Source organism: Streptomyces sp. NBC_01428 (genome assembly GCF_036231965.1).
GTDB lineage: Bacteria > Actinomycetota > Actinomycetes > Streptomycetales > Streptomycetaceae > Streptomyces.
This window is the reverse complement of the sequence record NZ_CP109499.1, coordinates 7819701-7838228: the sequence shown is the minus strand read 5'-3', so window position 1 is coordinate 7838228 and position 18528 is coordinate 7819701. Positions and strand designations below refer to the sequence as shown.

The following is an 18528-nucleotide window of genomic DNA, read 5'->3' as shown; positions in this document are numbered from 1 at the left end:
ACAACAGGAGCGGCCGGCCTCAGCCGACCGAGTCGAGGAGCCGGGCGGTGTGGACCCGCCCGGCATACTCGACGAGCCGGATCAGCACCTCCTTGCCGGAGTCGCGATCGCGGGCGTCGCAGAGCACGACCGGCGTGCCCCGGTCGAGGTCGAGGGCGCGAGAGACGTCCTGAGCGCCGTATGCGCGTGCGTCGGCGAAGCAGTTGACGGCCACCACGAACGGGATGTGCCGGTGCTCGAAGTAGTCGACTGCCGGGAAGCAGTCCTCCAGCCGTCGGGTGTCCGCGAGGACGACCGCGCCCAGGGCGCCCGTCGACAACTCGTCCCACAGGAACCAGAAGCGGTCCTGGCCCGGCGTCCCGAACAGGTAGAGCGAGAGGCCCGACCTGATGGTGATGCGCCCGAAGTCCATGGCGACGGTGGTGGTGACCTTCTGGTCCACTCCGCCGGTGTCGTCCACCGACTGGCCGGCCTCGCTCAGCAGTTCCTCGGTTCGCAGCGGCCGGATCTCGCTGACGGCGCCCACCAGGGTGGTCTTTCCCACGCCGAATCCGCCGGCGACCAGTATCTTCAACGCCAGGGCGGAGGTGTCGCCACCCGAGGCGTCGGAGTTCTCGGAGACCATCGATCACTTCTCTCGGGAGTGTCGACCACCGTCGACGTCGGTACCTCTGGGTCATCTAGAGCGCCCTCAGTCCCTCGATCACCTCGCGGAGGATGCGCTCGTCGGGTAGTTGTGCGGGCGGTACGGGGCGGCTGACGGTGACGCAGCCGCGGTCCAGCAGGTCTCCCAGCAGCACCCTGACCACGCCCAGCGGAAGATCGGCGTCGGCGGCCAGTTCGGCGACGGACTGGGTTTCGGTACGGCACAGTTCGATCAGGGTCCGGTGTTCCGGTCCCAAGGAGGTGTCGTCGTCGGCCCCGGGGGCGCCCTCGTCGAGCGAGACCAGGGCGATCAGATCGAAGTGCACCCCGGTGGGGCCCGACTGGGTGCGGCCGCCCGTCATCGCGTAGGGACGGACGAGAGGCCCCGCCTCCTGGTCGTACCACTGGCTCTCGGGCTGTGTCGGGGCGCTCGGCGTGTCGTCGGTCATCTGCTGCCGTCCTCGGTCAGCCCGCGACGGGCGGCTGTGCGGCGGCGCGCGCGGGCGTGCGGAGGTGCTCGCCGACCCGCTTGACCAGGAGTGCCATCTCGTAGGCCACGAGGCCGATGTCCGCGGTGACCGCGGTCAGGACGGCGAGGCACGACCCGTCTCCCGCCGCGGCAACGAAGAGGAAGCCGTCGTCCATCTCCACCATCGTCTGGCGCACCCCGCCGACCCCGAAGTGGCGCCCCGCTCCCTTCGCCAGGCTGTGGAATCCGGAGGCGACGGCGGCGAGGTGTTCGGCGTCCTCGCGCCGCAGACCGGTGGACGCGCCCACCGCCAGGCCGTCGTTCGACAGCACCACGGCGTGTCGCACGTCGGCCGCACGCAGCACCATGTCGTCCAGCAGCCAGTCGAGCTCGCCGGAGGGCTGGGTGGGTCTCGTGCTCGGATCCTGGATCATGCGGAGTCTCCTTCGCTGCTGTCGCGGCCCGCTGCGGCATCGGGGGGCGCGGGGACGCCGGGTGACGTGCCGCCGCCTCGTATCCAGCCGTCCCGGTAGGCGGTCATCCGCGCGCGTACGCGTTCGGGTGTGCGTTCGTCGTCCGTCGCGGACGGCGGTGGCTCGGCCGTCTCCGAAGCGCGCTGTCCGCGCAGTTGAGGTGCCAGGTGTGCCTGGCGTACCCGCCGTGGGAGTTCCTCGGAGGTCTCGGTCTCGTCGGCCGGGCGGTGCAGGCGGAGTGTCGCGACCTTGGGCGGTGGGGTCTCGCGTGAGCCGGTCACGGGGCCTTGGGGCGCCGCTGCCACCGGCGGTACCAGTGCGGGGCGTTCGCCGGCTGTTCGGACGGCGTCCTGCTCCGGGACGGACGCCACGCGCGCGTACTCCCTTTCCACCGGCCTGCCGGTTTCGGCTTGGGCGGTCGATCGTTCCCTCGGGCCGCCGTCCAGGAGGGTGGTGGGCAGCAGAACCACCGCGGTGGTGCCTCCGTAGGGCGAGGTCCGCAGCTGCACCTTGATGTTGTGCCGGGCGGAGAGTCTGCTGACCACGAAGAGGCCGAGCCGGTCGCTGTCGAACAGATCGAGCGCCTCGGACTGCTCGATGCGGTGATTGGCCTGGGCGAGTGTCTCCTTGCCCATGCCGAGGCCCCGGTCCTCGACCTCGATCACGTAGCCGTTGCCGACGGGTTCGCCGGTGATCCGGACGCGAGTGTGGGGCGGCGAGAACTGGGCGGCGTTCTCCACGACCTCCGCGAGGAGGTGGGTCAGGTCGGCGACCGCGGTCCCGATCACGGCAGCGTCGGGAAGCTGGCGCACCTCCACGCGCGCGTAGTCCTCGACTTCCGAGACGGCCGCCCGGACCACGTCGGTCAGCGAGACCGGCATCCGCCAGGCGCGGCCGGGTGCGGCTCCGGAGAGGATGATCAGGCTCTCCGCGTGACGTCTCATCCTGGTGGTGAGGTGGTCGAGGCGGAACAGGTCGCTCAGCTCGTCGGGGTCGTCCGACCTGCGCTCCATGGTGTCCAGGAGGTTCAGCTGACGGTGCACGAGTACCTGGCTGCGCCGGGCGAGGTTGACGAAGACTCCGGAGATCCCGCCGGCCAGTTCCGCGCGTTCGACGGCGGCGTGCAGAGCGGCTCGGTGCACGGTGTTGAGCGCTTCCGCGACCTGGCCCGTCTCGTCGTCCGAGGGCTTTCCGAGGGGCGCTTCGGCACGCACGTCGACCGCTTCACCGGCCCGGAGCCGGCGCATGGCCTCGGGAAGTTTCCTGCGCGCGATGTCCAGGGCGCTGTCGCGGAGGCTGACCAGTTCGACGACGAGGTCGCGGCCGATGCGCACGGAGATGATCAGGGAGGCGATCCCCGCGGCGAGTCCGAAGAGGACCGCCGCGCCCGCGGGCGTGAACAGTGCCCGCCCGAACGGGTCCGCCCGGTCCGCGACGGCCGCTTCGGTCGCGATCGTCCGCATACCGTCCTGCACCCGTGCGTGCGCGATGTCCCAGGCCGATTCCGGCGCTGCCTCGACGGCCTTGGTGCCCGGGCGGGCGGCCAGCACCTTGTCCTCGACCGTGCTCACGTCCAGGTAGGCGGCCCCCCGGGCCAGGTCCGTCCAAGCCCCGCGTTCGGGTCCTCGTAGATCCACCATGGCGGCATCCGTCAGAGCGCGGCGTGTGTCGACCGCGCCCGTGAAGAGGCGGAGCCGCTCACCGTCGAGGGTTCCGGCGAGCCGGGCCCCGCCGAGGACGGCGTCCTCCTGGGCGAGGGCTTCACCGGCCCGGGCGAACTCGAGCAGCACGCGCGCGTCGGAACTCATTCCCGCTTCGTCGACGCCGGAAAGCGCGCCCTCGACCCCGAAGGCGGTCGCAATGGCCTTCGTGTAGCGGTCGTACGCCTCGTCCCAGCCGGTGCGCCGGTCCAGTACGGACGTGCGGAGCGAGGTCAGACTCCCCGCGTCGGTGACGAAGGCGTCGAGCCGTTGGGTGGCCGCCGCGGGGAGGTCGGCGCCGTCGGCGACGGTGTGGTCGTCGCCGAGGCGGAGTTTCCCGACGGCGCGGTCGGTCTGCCGGGAGAGGTTCCTGAACTCGGTCGACCGCGCCGCGGCGGGGTCGGTCGCGTAGCCGACCGCGGCCGCACGTTCCGCCTGGAGCGCGGCGACAGCGGCGTCGACGGGAGCGCGCACGGTGGTGTCCACGCGTTGCAGTTGACGCAGCCGTGCGACGTCCTGAGCGGTGCCGACTGTGGCGAACGCCCACAACGCGAGCAGCGAGACGACCGGCACCATCAACAGGCTGACGACTTTGGCCCGCACGGTGCGGGGCCGAAGGTGCCATCCCTCAAGGGGAAGGCGGGTCGGCGCCACAGCGTCGGCGGCGGACACGTCGAACTCGGGGCGCTCGTCCGCCGGCGGGCCCGCGTGGGCCCGGCGGCCGCGGGCCCGTGGTGGCGGCTGGGCACCGGCTGTGGTGGATCTGCGGGATGTACGCATGGCCTCCTCGATCGGAGAGTCGGGGCGGCCCTTCACGGCCGGATGCTGCCGGGCCCACCGTCAGCGGGCGATGCTCTCGACCCGTCGCCGGATCGACGCGGACGCCTCGGGGCGTTCGGACATCGGGGAGAGCGCGACGAATGCCGCGGTGAGGAAGAGGTAGGACCCGAGGCCGACGGCGAGGGGGAAGATGAACTGCATCGCCGTGGCCCCGGGCAGGGTGCCCGCGGCAGGGTGGACGCTCACGCTCACCGCCGTCATCCCGGTGTAGTGCATGCTGCTCACCGCTCCGCCCATGACGAGGGAGGCGACGGTGACCGCGACGGGCGACCTGGTGGAGAGCGCCGCCCACAGGGCGGCGGTCGCCGCCAGGACCGCCAGTACGACGGAGAGTCCGACGATTGCGGGGTCGTAGTGCACCTGGCCGTGGAGGCGCAGGGCCGCCATACCGAGGTAGTGCATGCTCGCGACGCCGAGCCCGGTGGTGAGCCCGCCGATGACGAACGCACGGCGCCGGTCGCGTCCGTAGCCGACGGCGAAGAGTCCGGCGCTCACGAACGCCATCGCGACGAGCAGGCTCAGGACGGTCAACGGCACGTTGTAGCGGATCTCCGTGCCGGTGACGCCGAAGCCGAGCATCGCCACGAAGTGCATCGTCCAGATGCCGCTGCCGATCGCGGATGCGGCGGCGAGGAGCCAGTTGCGGCGCGACGAGCCGGTGGATCCGAGCGCGCGGACCGCGCAGCGCAGGCCGAGGGCGGCGCCGATGGAGGCCATCACGTACGACAGCACGGGGGTCAGCCAGCCGAAGGCGGCGTGGTCCAGGTGTCCCATGGCCCAGGGACGCTAGTCGGCGCGCAGGGACACAAAGGGGGCGCATTTCGAAAGCTGCTGCAATATGGCGAAGGCGTGCGCCTCAGCGATCGCGTCGAGTTCGAACGTGTGCACCGCGTCGTCCTTCGTGTCGGTGAGGGATCATGCGGCACATGAGCGACGACCACACACACGTCCAGGAGTTCTTCGGCGCCCGCGCGGCCGACTGGGACACGCGGTTCCCCGACGACGGCCCCGCGTACGAGGCGGCGGTGTCCGACATGGGGCTGCGCCCGGGTGACCGGGTGCTCGACGCGGGCTGCGGAACCGGACGCGCGCTGCCGCCGCTGAAGGCCGTCGTGGGCGCCTCCGGCGTGGTTGTCGGGGCCGATCTGACCTGGGCCATGCTGGAGGCCGCCGTGCGGGCCGGACGCGACCGCGACGGACGCCTGCTGCTGACCGATGTCGCCGCCCTGCCGCTGCGTTCGGAGTCACTGGACGCGGTGTTCGCGGCCGGTCTCGTGGCTCACCTGCCGAACCCTGCCGAGAATCTGAGGGAGTTGGCGCGCGTGGTGCGACCCGGCGGCAGGCTGGCGCTGTTCCATCCGATCGGGCGGGCAGCCCTCGCGGCGCGCCAGGTTCGGCAGCTCACCCCGGAGGACCTGCGTGCGGAGTCCAACCTTGGCCCCCTGCTCGCCGATTCGGGCTGGGACATGACCTCGTACGCCGACGAGGACGCCCGCTTCCTGGCGCTCGCCGTGCGCAGGGGCTGAGCGGCGCTCTGGATCCGCAGCCGGCGGTCAGTGCGTACCGGCGAGAACGGCGGCGAAGACGTCGGGGTTGTCGAACATGATGTTGTGACCCGCGCCCGGCACGGCCACGACCCGCACGCCCGCCTCCTCCAGTGCCTGTGCGCCGGGGAGTTCGCCGCTGAGTTCGCCCTGAAGGTAGACGCGGTCGACGGCCAGCCCGGTGAGCATCCGACGCATCGTCGGGACCGTGCCGTGCTGGAGTGCCAGCGCGGTGCGGTGCAGGGCACGCGGGTCGGCGAGGCGCATGGTCGCGGCCCAGGAGGCCCCCACCTTCTCGAGCACGCGCGCGTGGCCGCCGTTCTCCACGAAGTCGTCCTCCTCGTACGCGGCGATACCGCTGTCGCCCGTCGTGCCCGGCGGGTACGGGTCGAGGTTGGCCTCGACGAGGACGAGCCGTGAGACGAGGTCGGGCCGCCGGTGTGCGAGCACGACGGCGACCGCGCCCCCCATGCTGTGCGCGACGAGTTCCGCCCCGCTGACGTCGGCGCCGTCCAAGGCCGCGGCGAGAGCAGCCGCGTGATCCTCCAACGTGTAGCCGAACCCCGCCGGCCGGTCACTGACGCCGTGTCCCGGCAGGTCGACGAACAACGTTCTGCGGCCCGCGAGTTCGGGTCGGGCGGCGATGTGGGCGTAGTAGACCGTCGAGGCCGCCCCCAGACCGTGCACATACACGCGTGCGGGCCCCGTCCCCGGCGCCTCGATCCACCGGATCAGGCTTCCCTCGCTGTCGAACTCGGCCTGCCTCATCGGACCCTCCCCGTCACTGCTTGTCGCTCTTCCGTTCGGAGCATACCTCGGATCCGATGTATCAATGAAGCGATGTACCACGAGGGTGCGGGAGGATGAGGTCATGCTGGAGCTGGCCATCCTCGGATTTCTCTGCGACACCCCGCTGCACGGCTATGAGCTGCGCAAGCGCATCACCGCCCTGACGGGGCACGTGAAGCCAGTGGCGGAGAGCACGCTGTATCCCGCCATCAAGCGACTGGAGAACGCGGGCCTGCTGGAACGCACCACGCAGCCCGGTTCCGTGGCCGCGCCTCGTCACGTCCTGACGCTCACCGAGGAGGGTGGTCGCGAGCTGCGCCGCCGGCTCGCGGAACCGGCCGGGCGGGACATCAGTGACGAGAACAGGTGGTTCTCGGTGCTTGCCTTCCTGAGGCATCTGGAGGACCCGTCGGCGCAGGCGACGGTGCTGCGCCGCCGGCTCGCGTTCCTGGAGGAGCCGGCGAGCTTCTTCTACGACGGTGAGCGACCGGTGCGGGCCGAAGAGTTGGACGACCCTTTCCGGCGAGGCATCCTCACCATCGCTCGGGCCACCAGCGATGCCGAACTGGCGTGGCTGCGGGCCACCCTCGACTCACTGGACGCCGCGGGCGGGTGAGACCGGGCAGGCGCGCACACCCGGAACCGGGCAGGTCCCGCTTCACCGGGCCGCGCCCCCTTCTGTCACCGCGCCTCCAACTCTACGTTGAGTAGTGGCAGATGAACGCTTGGCGACGACGATCGAGCACGGGAAGGCGGCTGGATGTCAGGCATGTTCGACAGGATCCGCACGATGGCAGGCAGGAAGACGCAGGAACAGCGCGGTGGGGTCGGTCCCGCTGCGGCCCGCGAGGGCGGCAAGCGCGGCCACAACCTTTTCGAAGCGGCCTCGGCGTACGTCTCCGCGTGCGCCGAGGACGATCAGGAGCGGATCGACGAGGCGGCCTCCTGGGTGTCGCCCGAGGCGCTCTCCTTCGGGGTGACCGAACTGGCCTGCCGGGCGGTCATCGCCCTCGCCCGGGAACGCGACGAGTCGCCCGGGACGGTCACACGCTCGCTGCTCGGACTCCCCGCCGCCTGACACGGCCGGCCGCGCCGGGGGCGTTTCGCCCCTGTCCAGACGGATAACTGCAGCTCCGCATGTGTTTCAGGCCCGTGACAAGCGCCTTCCGGTCGCATTAGGGTGCGCCGACAGATGGACCGATCGGGAGGCTGGGATGGCCGGGACGGACGAAGAAGCCGTCACCACCGTGGACGAGGAAGCCGTCGCCACCGTGGACGACGACGCGCTGTATGTACTGACGGCGGTGCTGCTGACACCGGCGAAGTTCCCCAGCGTGCTGGGGGACGACTATCCCGAGGCCTGTGCGACACTCGGCCTCGCGCCACTCGCCGAGGGATACGGCCTGGTGCTCGGCCAGGACGGGGAGGGCGCGCGGTGGACCGTCGTCATCGACGACGTGTCCCTGGTCGCCGTGGCCATTGCCTCCTGGGACTGCGGGATGGAGCACGAGCTGTCGCCGGACGAGCGGACGGTGGTCGCCGCGCTGCCCGGCTGGCCCCTCGAAGTGGCTGTCGCGGCCCCGGGCATCCCGGCCCCGCACGATCCGTCGACCGACCCCACGGAACGCCCTCCGCTGACCCCTCCGGACACCACCACCTGGGGGCCCGCGCAGCGGCGTCTGGGCGCCGACGAGATCGCTCTCCAGTGGGCGATGTGGCGGGACCAGATCGACGACGGCGAATTCGCGTCCACGGATGGCGCGGAACAGTCCGGCGACGACGAGATGCAGACCGAGGCCACCGGAGACGCCGAAGGTGATCCGGCCGGGCCGGAGAAGCTCGGTGACGGCGAGGAACGCACGGCGGTCCGCCGCGTCCTGGCCGAGGCGCGCTCCTACGTGGACGCCCCTCCCCCGTTGGGCCGCGTGCGCTCGTCGTTCGCCACGGGAGACGCCCGGACCCTGCGCGCCGACGGTCCGGGCTGGTCACTGGTCGCCAGGACGGACGACATCGCGTTCGTCCTCCTCGACGACGAGCCGGGCGAGGTCCTGCCCGTGGGGCGCGGCCCGGAGCTGCCCGGCCTCCTTGAGGCCCTCGACAAGATGGCGGTACGCCCGAGCTGAGCGACGGCGCCACCAGGAGACCTGGTGACGCCGTCCTCGTCAGTCCTCCGCCGCCCCGGTCCGCCGACCCTCGCCAGTGCCGGCGAACGGAGGCCCGGCGCCCCTCAGCGGCCGATCTCCTTGCGCGTGACGCGGCGCAGCCTGCGCCGCTGCGAGGGGTCCAGGGCCAGGTACGCGGCCGCCGGAACGCCCAGCACGATCAGGAAGGCGGCCCACCAGGGCAGCCAGATCAACAGGATCAGGCCGACCGCCACACCCCCTGCGGCGATCTTCGCGTTCTTCGACATGTCTGTCGCCTCCTCCGCGGCTGCTGCCGCTCTCTGTCGTGAGAACGGGTCCCTGCGTCCCACGGTTCCGGACCGCGACCCTGATACGTCCCTGAGGTACGCCCCTTACTCGACCCTGAGGGGCTCCCCGACCTCGTACATGTGGCGCAGGGCCTGCCGGTAGGAGTCGACGAGCCCGGTCTCAGCGTAGGGAATACCCACCTCGGCGCAGTACGCGCGCACCAGAGGCTGGGCTCGGCGCAGGTGCGGGCGGGGCATGCTGGGGAACAGATGGTGCTCGATCTGGTAGTTGAGACCGCCGAGGAACCAGTCCGTGAGGACGCCGCCCCGGACGTTGCGCGAGGTGAGGACCTGTCGGCGCAGATGCCCCCAACGCTCGCCGTCCGGGTCGGGCATCTCCATGCCCTTGTGGTTGGGCGCGAAGGACATCCCCAGGTGCAGCCCGAACAGTGCCTGGTGAAGGGCCGCGAAGGCCAGCGCCTTGCCCGGGGACAGGACGGTGAACAGCAGTGCCGCGTAGGCGACGACATGCGTGACGAGCAGCAGGGCCTCCACGGCACGCTCGCGTGGCGGCTGCCGGCGAAGGTCCTGGAATCCGTGGATCTTCAGGGCGATGCCTTCGAGGAGGGTCAGCGGGAAGAATAGCCAGGCCTGGTTACGGGTGAGCCAGCGCCGGAATCCGGTCCGCTCGTGTGCCTGGCCGCTGGTGAAGACCAGGACGTCTGCGAGGACGTCGGGGTCCTTGTCGACGTGGTTGGGGTTGGCGTGGTGCCGGTTGTGTTTGTCGTTCCACCAGGCGTAGCTCATACCGAGGAGCAGGTTGCCGTGGACCAGGCCGATGGCGCGGCCGACCGCTTTGTCACCGGTGATCTGGGAGTGGCCCGCGTCGTGGCCTATGAACGCCGTCCGGGCACCCAGGACGGCGAGCAACGGCGCGAGGAGCAGGGTCCACCAGGAGTCTCCGATGAGGGCGACGCCGGTGACCACGGCGGCCAGGCTCAGCAGGTTCACGACGATCTCGCGTGCGTACCAGCCATGACGCCGGTCCAGCAGTCCACGTTCCTTGACCTCGCGCAGGAGGGGTGCGAAATCGCTGCCGGGTGCAGCCCTCGCGCTCTCCCTCGGGGCGGGTTCTGCGAGGACGGCGGCGGTCTGGGCCATGGCGGGTCTCCGGTCTCTCGGGGAGCGGGCCGACCTGATCTCTCAGGAAGTGGGCTGACCTGATGAAACGTACGAATCGGTGGCCTCCGGCGGCCATGGCGCGACCACCCCGTTCCGTGCGGGGCTTTCCCCCGGCCTCCCAGGGGGGTGGCACCCCTCTCGGGAACTCGGGGCATCACTCTTCGCGGGGCCGCGGTCTCGCGCGGTCAGGCCGTGCCCGTCCGCACCCGTCGTGCTGTACTCTCGGCGACTCGACTCAGTAGTCAAATTTGATGAATCCGAGGGATACGTCATCGCTGTGCAGAGGATTCCCGCGGTCGACGCCGCCGAGATCTCCGAACTGGCCCGCTGCTGCGCCGTGTTCGTACCCGCCGATCCGCCGCGCTCGGGCAGCGTCGCGTTCTGGTGCCCGGACGGCGAGTCGCCCCCGTCGGTGACCTCCGGCTCGGTCGGCGACCTGACGGTTGCCCTGCCCATGGGGGATGAAGTCGAGACCGTCTCGGTGCCCGCGGTGCTGCTGCCGGTGCGGGCCGCCCTGCCGGTCCTCACGCGCGCGCGTGCCGCGGCGCAGGCGCACCGGTCGATTGCGTTCTGGGGTGCTGCCGGTGTGCTCGCCCTCCAGTTCGCCGCGCGCGGGCTCCTGCTGCCGGGAGTGACGGCCGACGACCACGACGCCTGGCGCGCCGGCCCGCTGAGCGCACGGGACCTGGAGCGCGTCCGTGAACTGGCCGCGGCGATGCCCCCGGAGGCACACGCCGTGCCGACGCGGGCCCTTTCCAGGGTGGCGGACGAGGACCCGGAAACCACGGACACTCCCGGCCGTCCGGGGGACGGCATCGTGGCACCCTCGCGACTGGCCGATCCCGAAGGGCTCGTTCGGGCCTTCCTGGACGCCGTCGCCGATGCCCTGCCGCGCTCCCCTGCGGCGGCACTGGCAGCGGGCGGCCCGGCGTTCGCGGCGCCGGAACCCCGGCCAGTGCCGCAGCATCGTGCCTGGACCGCGGAGGTCGCGGAGACGCACGAGGCCGACGTGCGTATCTCACTGCGCGTCGAGGCACCGACCCTCGCGTCGACCGGGCCGGAAGATCCTTCGCCGGTCTTCCGGGCCGTGGTCCAGCTGCACAGCGCGCACGACCCCGCCCTCGTGGCGGACGCCGCAAGCGTGTGGGCGGGTTCCTCACCGTTCGGCCCACGCGCGCGGATGACCGCCCTGCTCGCCCTCCGCCGTGCCGCGAAGAGCTGGCCGCCGCTGGCTCCGCTGCTGTCGGCCGCGGTTCCGGACGCGGTCGAACTCGCCGACGAGGAGGTCGGCGAACTCCTCGGAGCGGGCGGGCGGCTTCTGGCGCTCGCCGGTGTCGACGTGCACTGGCCCAAGGAACTGGTGCGGAAGGTGACCGCCCGCGCGATCGTCGGCCCTCACGCCCTCGCGGACGGCCCGCACGAGGGGCCGGCCGGCGACGAGGGATCACGCGACAGGACGGTCTCGGACGTGCCGTCCTTCCTGTCGGCGGACGCGTTGCTCTCGTTCGACTGGCGGTTCGCGCTCGGCGACCAGCAGCTCACACGACAGGAACTGGACCGGCTGGCCGAGGCGAAGCGGCCCATGGTGCGGCTGCGCGACCAGTGGGTTCTCGTCGACCCCGAGGAGGTCCGCCGGGCGCGGGAACGCCGGGACCGCAAGGTCACGCCGGTCGAGGCGCTGAGCGCCGCTCTGACGGGCTCCGCCGAGGTGGACGGCCACCGGGTCGACGTGGAGCCCACGGGATGGCTGGCGACCCTGCGGGAGCGGCTGACCGACCCCGAGGCGCAGCAGCCGGTCGGGCAGCCCGCGGAGCTGCGTGCCACGCTGCGCGACTACCAGTCGCGCGGCCTCAACTGGCTGGCCCGGATGACCTCTCTGGGACTGGGCGGCTGCCTGGCCGACGACATGGGTCTCGGCAAGACGATCACCCTGATCGCCCTGCACCTCCACCGGCAGGCGGACGCGTCGGCCGCGGGCCCCACACTGGTGGTCTGTCCGGCCTCCCTGCTGGGCAACTGGCAGCGGGAGATCGAACGCTTCGCCCCCGGCACTCCGGTACGCCGCTTCCATGGTGCCCGGCGGAGCCTGGAAGGCCTGTCCGAAGGCGAGTTCGTCCTCACGACGTACGGCACGATGCGGCTCGACGCGCCCCGGCTCGGCCAGGTGCCCTGGGGTCTGGTGGTGGCGGACGAGGCCCAGCACGTCAAGAACCCCTACTCGGCGACCGCACGGGCGCTGCGCACCATCGGCGCGCGCGCACGCGTGGCGCTCACCGGCACTCCCGTCGAGAACAACCTCTCCGAGCTGTGGGCGATCCTGGACTGGACGACACCGGGTCTGCTCGGCCGGCTCGGCACCTTCCGCAGCCGTTACGCGCAGGCTGTCGAGGGCGGTCAGGACCCCGGGGCCGCCGACCGGCTCGCCCGGCTGGTCCGGCCGTTCCTGCTGCGCCGTCGCAAGTCGGACCCGGGCATCGCACCCGAGCTGCCGCCGAAGACCGAGACCGACCGCGCCGTGTCCCTCACCCCGGAACAGGCCGGCCTGTACGAGGCCGTGGTCCGCGAGACCCTCGCGGAGATCGCCGCCGCCGACAGCATGGCCCGGCGCGGTCTGATCGTGAAGCTGCTCACCGGGCTCAAGCAGATCTGCAACCACCCCGCCCAGTTCCTCAAGGAGGGGCGGCCCAGGATTCCCGGCCGGTCGGGCAAGTTGGAACTGCTGGACGAACTCCTCGACACCATCCTCTCGGAGGGGGCGAGCGTGCTGGTCTTCACCCAGTACGTGCGGATGGCACGCCTCATCGAGCGCCATCTGGCGGAGCGCGGGGTGACGACGCAGTTCCTCCACGGCGGAACGCCCGTCCCGCAACGCGAGGCGATGGTGGAACGCTTCCAGGAGGGCGGGATCCCGGTCTTCCTGCTGTCGTTGAAGGCCGCCGGCACCGGGCTCAACCTGACGCGCGCGGAGCACGTCGTGCACTACGACCGCTGGTGGAACCCCGCCGTCGAGGCACAGGCCACGGACCGCGCGTACCGCATCGGCCAGAACCGGCCCGTGCAGGTGCACCGCATCATCACCGAGGGGACCATCGAGGACCGCATCGCCGACATGCTGCGTCGCAAACAGCGGTTGGCGGACGCCGTCCTGAGCGCGGGTGAAGGAGCGCTCACCGAGCTGACCGACGCGGAACTGGCCGACCTGGTGGAGTTGCGAGGGGGCGCACGATGACGGATCGGGACGAGGAGCGCACGTTCGGAGCGCTGCCGCCCACGCGCGGGCGGAGCTTCGCACAGACGTGGTGGGGCCGGGCCTGGCTGCGTGCCCTGGAGGACGCGGCGTTGGACTCCGGGCAGGTGAAGACGGGCCGCAGGCTGGCACGCGCGGGAGCGGTGGGCGCGGTCTCCGTACGGCCCGGACGCGTCACGGCGGTCGTCGAGGACCGCGACGGAACCGCTCACCGGGCGGACGTTCTGCTGCACGAACTGTCGCAGGAGCACTGGGATCTCTTCCTGGACATGGCCGCCGAGCGGTCCGGACACGTCGCCGCGCTGCTCGACCGCGACATGCCTCCCCACCTCGTCGAGGACGCGGCGGCCGCGGGCGTCGAACTCCTGCCGGGGCTCGGCGATCTGGACGCGGAGTGCGAGTGCGGCGCCTGGGACCACTGCGGCCACACCGCCGCCCTCTGCTACCAGGTGGCGTTGCTGCTCGACGAGGACCCGTTCGTCCTGCTGCTGTTGCGGGGGCGGGGTGAGCGCGCGCTCCTGGAAGCCCTCCAGGGACGCGTGGCGCAGCCCTCGGACGATCCTGGCGACACGGAGGGAGGGGTGGACGCCCTGGAGGCCTATGCGGCGGGCGACATCCTTCCGCCTCTTCCGACCGACCCGGAGTGGCCCGAACAGCCCGGGACTCCGCCGTCCCTGGAGACCGAGGGCACACCGACTGCCGGAGTCGACCCCGTCGCCCTGGAGTTCATCGCTCGCGCGGCGGCTCAGGAGGCGCACCTGCTGCTCGCCGAGGCGTTCGGCCGCGCACCCGGGGGGCGCAGCACCGCACCGGAGGCGTTGTCCCTCGTCCAGGATGCCGTTCGGCTGGCGGCGTGCGACCCGCCGGAGGGGGTCGCGGAGCGGCTGGCCGGTGGCTCGTGTCGGGAACGCGAGGAACTGGCTCTCGCGGTAAGGGCCTGGCGGTACGGCGGTGTCTGCGCGCTCTCGGTCCTGGACGACGCGTGGGACGTCGAGGCGGAGTCCCTGTCACGCGCGCGTGCGGCTCTGCACACCGCCTGGGACGAGGACGAGCGGCCCCGGCTGCGGGCGGACCGCAATCGCTGGACCGCGGTCGCCAGAGGCACGCAGCTCCGTCTCGGCCGGGACGGCAGATGGTGGCCCTACCGCAAGGAACGGGGCCATTGGGCTCCGGCGGGGCCGGCCACGCCCGACCCGGCCACCGCGCTCGCGATCGCCGAGGAAGACCCGACGACTGGTTGACGGCCGCCGTTCACCTCGCTGTCGGACTTCGTTAGACGCCGGGGCCGACTCTGGCCGCTGTCAACGAACCTGTTTCCCAGGAGGCTCCATGTCCCCGCGCGCTGCCGGCAGACGCCCCATCCACCGGTCCGTCGCCGCCGGCGTGCCGCTCGCTCTGCTGGCGGCCTTCGCGGTGGCCGGCAGGGCGAACGCGACGTCGGGGCCGGCGCAGCCGAGGGTGACGCACACCGCGGCCCTCGGCGACCTCCCTCTGGGGACGTTCAGCAACGGGCTGCTGCCCGGGACGGTGGACAACGACCGGGGCGTCGACCTCGGCGGCATCGGCAGCGACATCTACCCGACCGGCCGCAAGGGCGAGTTCTGGACGGTCACCGACCGTGGGCCCAACGGCCAGATCAAGGTGGACGGCGCCAAGCGCCGGACGTTCCCGGTGCCGGGCTTCGACCCGGCGATCGTGAGGATCCGGGTGACCGGCGGGGCGGTGAAGGTGATCGACGCGATCCCGATCACCACGTCGTCCGGCAAGCCGGTCACCGGGCTCTCCAACCAGGCGGGACGCGACGAGGCGCCGTACTCCTTCGACGCGCAGACCCCGCTGCCGTACAACCCGAACGGCGTGGACACCGAGGGCATCGTACGGGCGGCGGACGGGTCGTTCTGGCTCGTCGACGAGTACGGTCCGTCGCTGCTCCACGTCTCCGCGCGCGGGAAGGTGCTCACGCGTTACGTCCCCAAGGGACTGCACCTGACCGGCACGGACTACCCCGTGGTGGAGGCGCTGCCCGCGATTCTGCTGCACCGGAAGATCAACCGCGGTCTCGAAGGGCTCACGCAACTCCCGGGCGGCGACCTGGTGATGGCGCTGCAGAGCCCGCTCTCGCTGCCGGACGGCGACGCGGGCGACACGTCCCGCACGACCCGGCTGCTGCGCTTCTCGCCCGGGAAGCGCTCCGTGACGGCCGAGTACGCGTACCGCTTCGATCCGGTGAACGTGGTGGACCCGAGCGAGGACGACACGTCCGAGCTGAAGATCTCCTCCGTGGTGGCGGTCGGCCCCGACCGGCTGCTCGTCGAGGAGCGCACCGACAAGTCCGCTCGCCTGCACGAGGTGCGGCTGACACGTCGTGCGGACATCCTGGGCGGCCCGTACGACCGCGACACCACGTCTCCGTCGCTGGAGCAGCTCGACGATCCGGCCGCCGCCGGTGTTCCGGTGCTGGGCAAGCGTCTGATCGTCGACCTGGGAACGGTTGCTGGGGTTCCCGGCAAGATCGAGGGCGTCGCGCGCGTGGACCGCGACACGCTCGCCCTCATCAACGACAACGACTTCGGGATGACGGACGGGTCGGGCGCGTTCGACGGGCAGGGCCGGCTCGTGGACAGCGGTATCGAGACGACGGTCACCTACGTGCGGCTGCCCCGCCGCATCTGATCGCGTGTCATTCGATCTCGGTACGCGCGCGTGGACGATGGACAGCGACCACGCGCGCGTGCCGTTCGCCCGAACGGCGCGGTGACGGTCCTCACTTGAGCCGCGCGGTGAGTCTGCCGGGCCCCTTGCCGACGGTCGCGGCCAGGCTGCAGGCGACGTTGTCGATACCGATCTTGTAGCTGCCGATGTCGGGGTACTGCACGAGTGTGTTGCGCACCGTGCCCGCCGCCTGAGCCGCCGCCTTGCGCTCCAGCGGCGCCTTGCAGAGGGCCGACGCGGCCTTCTTGAGCGCGGCGTCCGTCGTATAGGTGCCGTTGAGTTCGGCGATCTTCACCACTTCGGCGTCGTGCGGCTCGGTACACGAGCGTTTCGCCGCCTGGCCGGGAAGGGCGGCGTCCGTGTCGAAACAGTCGCCCTTCCGCAGCATGTAGTACGGCACTTCGTCGGCCGCGAGGGTCGGAACGAGCGACTCGAGGCCACTGGGGACGAGGTCCGTGGGCAGATCGGTGGGAAGCGACGGCACGACGCTGGGCAGGGTTGTGGGCAGGTTCGTGGGGAGCGAGGGCAGCCCGGACGGAAGGCTCAGGGACGGACTAGGTGAACTCGCCGTGCTCTCGGTCGGCGCCTTCTTGTCGTCCCCACCGCCACCGCCGGCGGCCACGGCAACAGCGACGACGACCCCGACGACGACGATCACCGCGATGACGATGAGCACCGTGTTGCGCCGCCGCCCTCCCCGGTGGCCTCCGGGGCCGCCGGGCGGTCCCGGCGGTGGTGGCGGCCAGCTCCCGCCTCCCTGCCCCGGCGGCCAGTCACCCTGGGACGGTGGTCCGAAGCCTCCCGAAGGAGGTCCGCCACCGCTGCCGGGGGAAGATCCGTGGCCGCCGGAAGGCGGTCCGTATCCGCCCGAGGAGGGTGGTCCGTATCCGCCCGAGGAGGGTGGCCCGTAGCCTCCGGAGACCGGGGGCCCGTAGCCCCCTGGCGGCGCGCCCGGGCCATCACTCCCGTGAGGAGCAGCGCCGGGCGACCGTGGGGGCTGAGAGGGTAAGGGCGGCATGGCCATACCGTCAAGAGTCGCCGCGAACCGGTCACCGCGCGACCCCTGCGCGGAAGTTGATACGGACTCATGCCATGGACCGCATCATTCCGGCGTATTCGAGGACGGCGGCCGGCTCGCCTCCGCCGTCCCGGCACGGGTCCACCGGACTTGGACCCGTGCCCTTCGGAACTCCGGTCAGGCCCGCGCGCCGAGGAGATGGTCCATGGCGAGCTGGTCCAGCTGCTCGAACGCCATCCCACGCACGGCCGCCGCCTCGACGTCGAAGTCCTCGAACGCCCCACGGTCGGCGAGCAGCGCCTGCAGACCGTCCGCCGCGGTGGGCTGCGCCAGTTCGTCCAGGCGCGAGGCACGCAGCGCCGCCCGGACCTCGGGGTCGGCACGGAAGGCAGCCGAACGCTCCCGCAGGATCAGGTAGTTGCGCATACAGCCGGCCGCCGACGCCCAGACCCCTTCGAGGTCCTCGGTCCGCGGGGGCTTGAAGTCGAAGTGCTTCGGACCGGCGTAACCGGCGCTCTCCAGCAGGTCGACCAGCCAGAAGGCGGATCGCAGGTCACCCGCTCCGAACCGCAGGTCCTGGTCGTACTTGATGCCCGTCTGACCGTTCAGGTCGATGTGGAAGAGCTTGCCCGCCCACAGGGCCTGCGCGATGCCGTGCGGGAAGTTCAGTCCGGCCATCTGCTCGTGTCCGACCTCCGGGTTCACGCCGTACAGCTCGGGTCGCTCCAGGCGCTCGATGAACGCCAGGGCGTGTCCGACGGTGGGCAGCAGGATGTCGCCGCGCGGCTCGTTCGGCTTGGGCTCGATCGCGAACTTGATGTCGTAGCCCTGGGAGATCACGTACTCGCCGAGGAGGTCGAAAGCCTCCTTCATGCGGTCGAGCGCCACACGTACGTCCTTGGCCGCACCGGACTCCGCCCCCTCCCGGCCGCCCCAGGCGACGTACGTCTCGGCGCCGAGTTCGACCGCCAGGTCGACGTTGCGGATGGTCTTGCGCAGGGCGTAGCGACGCACGTCACGATCGTTCGCGGTGAACGCGCCGTCCTTGAAGACGGGGTGGGTGAACAGGTTGGTCGTGGCCATCGGGACCTTGAGGCCGGTGGCGTCCAGGGTCTGCCTGAAGCGCTTGATGTGCGACTCGCGCTCGCTGTCCGAGGATCCGAAGGGGATCAGGTCGTCGTCGTGGAAGGTCACTCCGTAGGCGCCGAGCTCGGCCAGGCGCTGCACCGACTCGACCGGGTCGAGGGCGCGCCGGGTGGCGTCGCCGAACGGGTCCCTTCCCTGCCAGCCGACGGTCCACAGGCCGAAGGTGAACCTGTCCTCGGGGGTGGGCTGGTAGTTCATGTCGCGGCTCCTTGTTAGCTCCGACTATTTCGTCATGGCGGTTTACAAATTAGTATGCGAACGCATCTCTGGGAAGAGACGACGTACGAAACCTGGTCGTGGCGGGCCGGGACACCGTGCGAAACCGGGCCGCGCCGGCCCGGGCAACCCCGCAA

General features: G+C 71.5%; 17 protein-coding genes. 7 read left to right on the top strand and 10 right to left on the bottom strand.

Going from position 1 to position 18528, the window contains the following annotated elements; translation table 11 throughout:
* Positions 1-19: 19 nt before the first annotated feature.
* From OG406_RS34125 to OG406_RS34105, 5 genes are read right to left on the bottom strand one after another with little or no spacing between them, the layout of a single operon-like run.
* Positions 20-625, bottom strand: a complete 606-nt coding sequence (locus OG406_RS34125; protein ID WP_081222999.1) for a GTP-binding protein — start codon at positions 623-625, stop codon at positions 20-22.
* 55 nt (positions 626-680) lie between these two features.
* Entirely contained in the window at positions 681-1094 is a 414-nt protein-coding gene (locus OG406_RS34120) for a DUF742 domain-containing protein (RefSeq protein WP_164374526.1), read from the bottom strand.
* A gap of 16 nt (positions 1095-1110) precedes the next feature.
* On the bottom strand, positions 1111-1548 hold the full coding sequence (locus OG406_RS34115; protein WP_164374527.1) for a roadblock/LC7 domain-containing protein: 438 nt from the start codon (positions 1546-1548) through the stop codon (positions 1111-1113).
* Positions 1545-4067, bottom strand: coding sequence for a sensor histidine kinase (locus OG406_RS34110; protein WP_329189476.1), 2523 nt, complete (start codon positions 4065-4067; stop codon positions 1545-1547). The genes OG406_RS34115 and OG406_RS34110 overlap by 4 nt, the downstream gene beginning before the upstream one ends.
* Before the next feature lie 60 nt (positions 4068-4127).
* Positions 4128-4901, bottom strand: coding sequence for an MHYT domain-containing protein (locus tag OG406_RS34105; protein WP_329189474.1), 774 nt, complete (start codon positions 4899-4901; stop codon positions 4128-4130).
* Positions 4902-5053: 152 nt separating this feature from the next.
* On the opposite strand from OG406_RS34105, the gene OG406_RS34100 reads away from it, so the two are divergent.
* A complete protein-coding gene (locus tag OG406_RS34100; protein WP_329189472.1) occupies positions 5054-5653 on the top strand; it encodes a class I SAM-dependent methyltransferase in 600 nt (199 codons plus the stop codon).
* A gap of 27 nt (positions 5654-5680) precedes the next feature.
* Here the strand turns inward: OG406_RS34100 and OG406_RS34095 are convergent, their stop codons facing one another.
* On the bottom strand, positions 5681-6439 hold the full coding sequence (locus OG406_RS34095; protein ID WP_329189470.1) for an alpha/beta fold hydrolase: 759 nt from the start codon (positions 6437-6439) through the stop codon (positions 5681-5683).
* Positions 6440-6542: 103 nt separating this feature from the next.
* On the opposite strand from OG406_RS34095, the gene OG406_RS34090 reads away from it, so the two are divergent.
* From OG406_RS34090 to OG406_RS34080, 3 genes are all read left to right on the top strand, one after another.
* On the top strand, positions 6543-7076 hold the full coding sequence (locus OG406_RS34090; RefSeq protein WP_164374532.1) for a PadR family transcriptional regulator: 534 nt from the start codon (positions 6543-6545) through the stop codon (positions 7074-7076).
* A 153-nt stretch (positions 7077-7229) separates the two neighbouring features.
* The gene (locus OG406_RS34085; protein ID WP_164374533.1) at positions 7230-7538 is read left to right on the top strand and encodes a hypothetical protein; all 309 of its coding nucleotides are present in this window, start codon (positions 7230-7232) and stop codon (positions 7536-7538) included.
* A gap of 136 nt (positions 7539-7674) precedes the next feature.
* A complete protein-coding gene (locus tag OG406_RS34080) occupies positions 7675-8583 on the top strand; it encodes a hypothetical protein (protein WP_164374534.1) in 909 nt (302 codons plus the stop codon).
* Between the two features lie 104 nt (positions 8584-8687).
* Here the strand turns inward: OG406_RS34080 and OG406_RS34075 are convergent, their stop codons facing one another.
* Together OG406_RS34075 and OG406_RS34070 are read right to left on the bottom strand one after the other, a co-directional pair.
* Entirely contained in the window at positions 8688-8870 is a 183-nt protein-coding gene (locus tag OG406_RS34075) for a hypothetical protein (protein WP_081223009.1), read from the bottom strand.
* Between the two features lie 105 nt (positions 8871-8975).
* Positions 8976-10031, bottom strand: coding sequence for a fatty acid desaturase family protein (locus OG406_RS34070; protein WP_329189465.1), 1056 nt, complete (start codon positions 10029-10031; stop codon positions 8976-8978).
* Positions 10032-10329: 298 nt separating this feature from the next.
* On the opposite strand from OG406_RS34070, the gene OG406_RS34065 reads away from it, so the two are divergent.
* The 3 genes from OG406_RS34065 (at position 10330) to OG406_RS34055 (ending at position 15972) form a co-directional block, all read left to right on the top strand.
* Positions 10330-13281 carry a DEAD/DEAH box helicase gene (locus tag OG406_RS34065; protein ID WP_329189464.1) on the top strand — a complete coding sequence of 984 codons (2952 nt, stop codon included), beginning with the start codon at positions 10330-10332 and terminating at the stop codon, positions 13279-13281.
* A complete protein-coding gene (locus OG406_RS34060; RefSeq protein WP_267052255.1) occupies positions 13278-14540 on the top strand; it encodes an SWF or SNF family helicase in 1263 nt (420 codons plus the stop codon). Before OG406_RS34065 ends, OG406_RS34060 begins: the two co-directional genes overlap by 4 nt.
* 88 nt (positions 14541-14628) lie before the next feature.
* The gene (locus tag OG406_RS34055) at positions 14629-15972 is read left to right on the top strand and encodes an esterase-like activity of phytase family protein (protein WP_329189462.1); all 1344 of its coding nucleotides are present in this window, start codon (positions 14629-14631) and stop codon (positions 15970-15972) included.
* A 91-nt stretch (positions 15973-16063) separates the two neighbouring features.
* On the opposite strand, the gene OG406_RS34050 is transcribed toward OG406_RS34055, so the two are convergent.
* Together OG406_RS34050 and xylA are read right to left on the bottom strand one after the other, a co-directional pair.
* The gene (locus OG406_RS34050; RefSeq protein WP_329189461.1) at positions 16064-16687 is read right to left on the bottom strand and encodes a hypothetical protein; all 624 of its coding nucleotides are present in this window, start codon (positions 16685-16687) and stop codon (positions 16064-16066) included.
* 519 nt (positions 16688-17206) lie between these two features.
* Positions 17207-18373 carry a xylose isomerase gene (gene xylA, locus OG406_RS34045; RefSeq protein ID WP_329189459.1) on the bottom strand — a complete coding sequence of 389 codons (1167 nt, stop codon included), beginning with the start codon at positions 18371-18373 and terminating at the stop codon, positions 17207-17209.
* Positions 18374-18528: the final 155 nt, after the last annotated feature.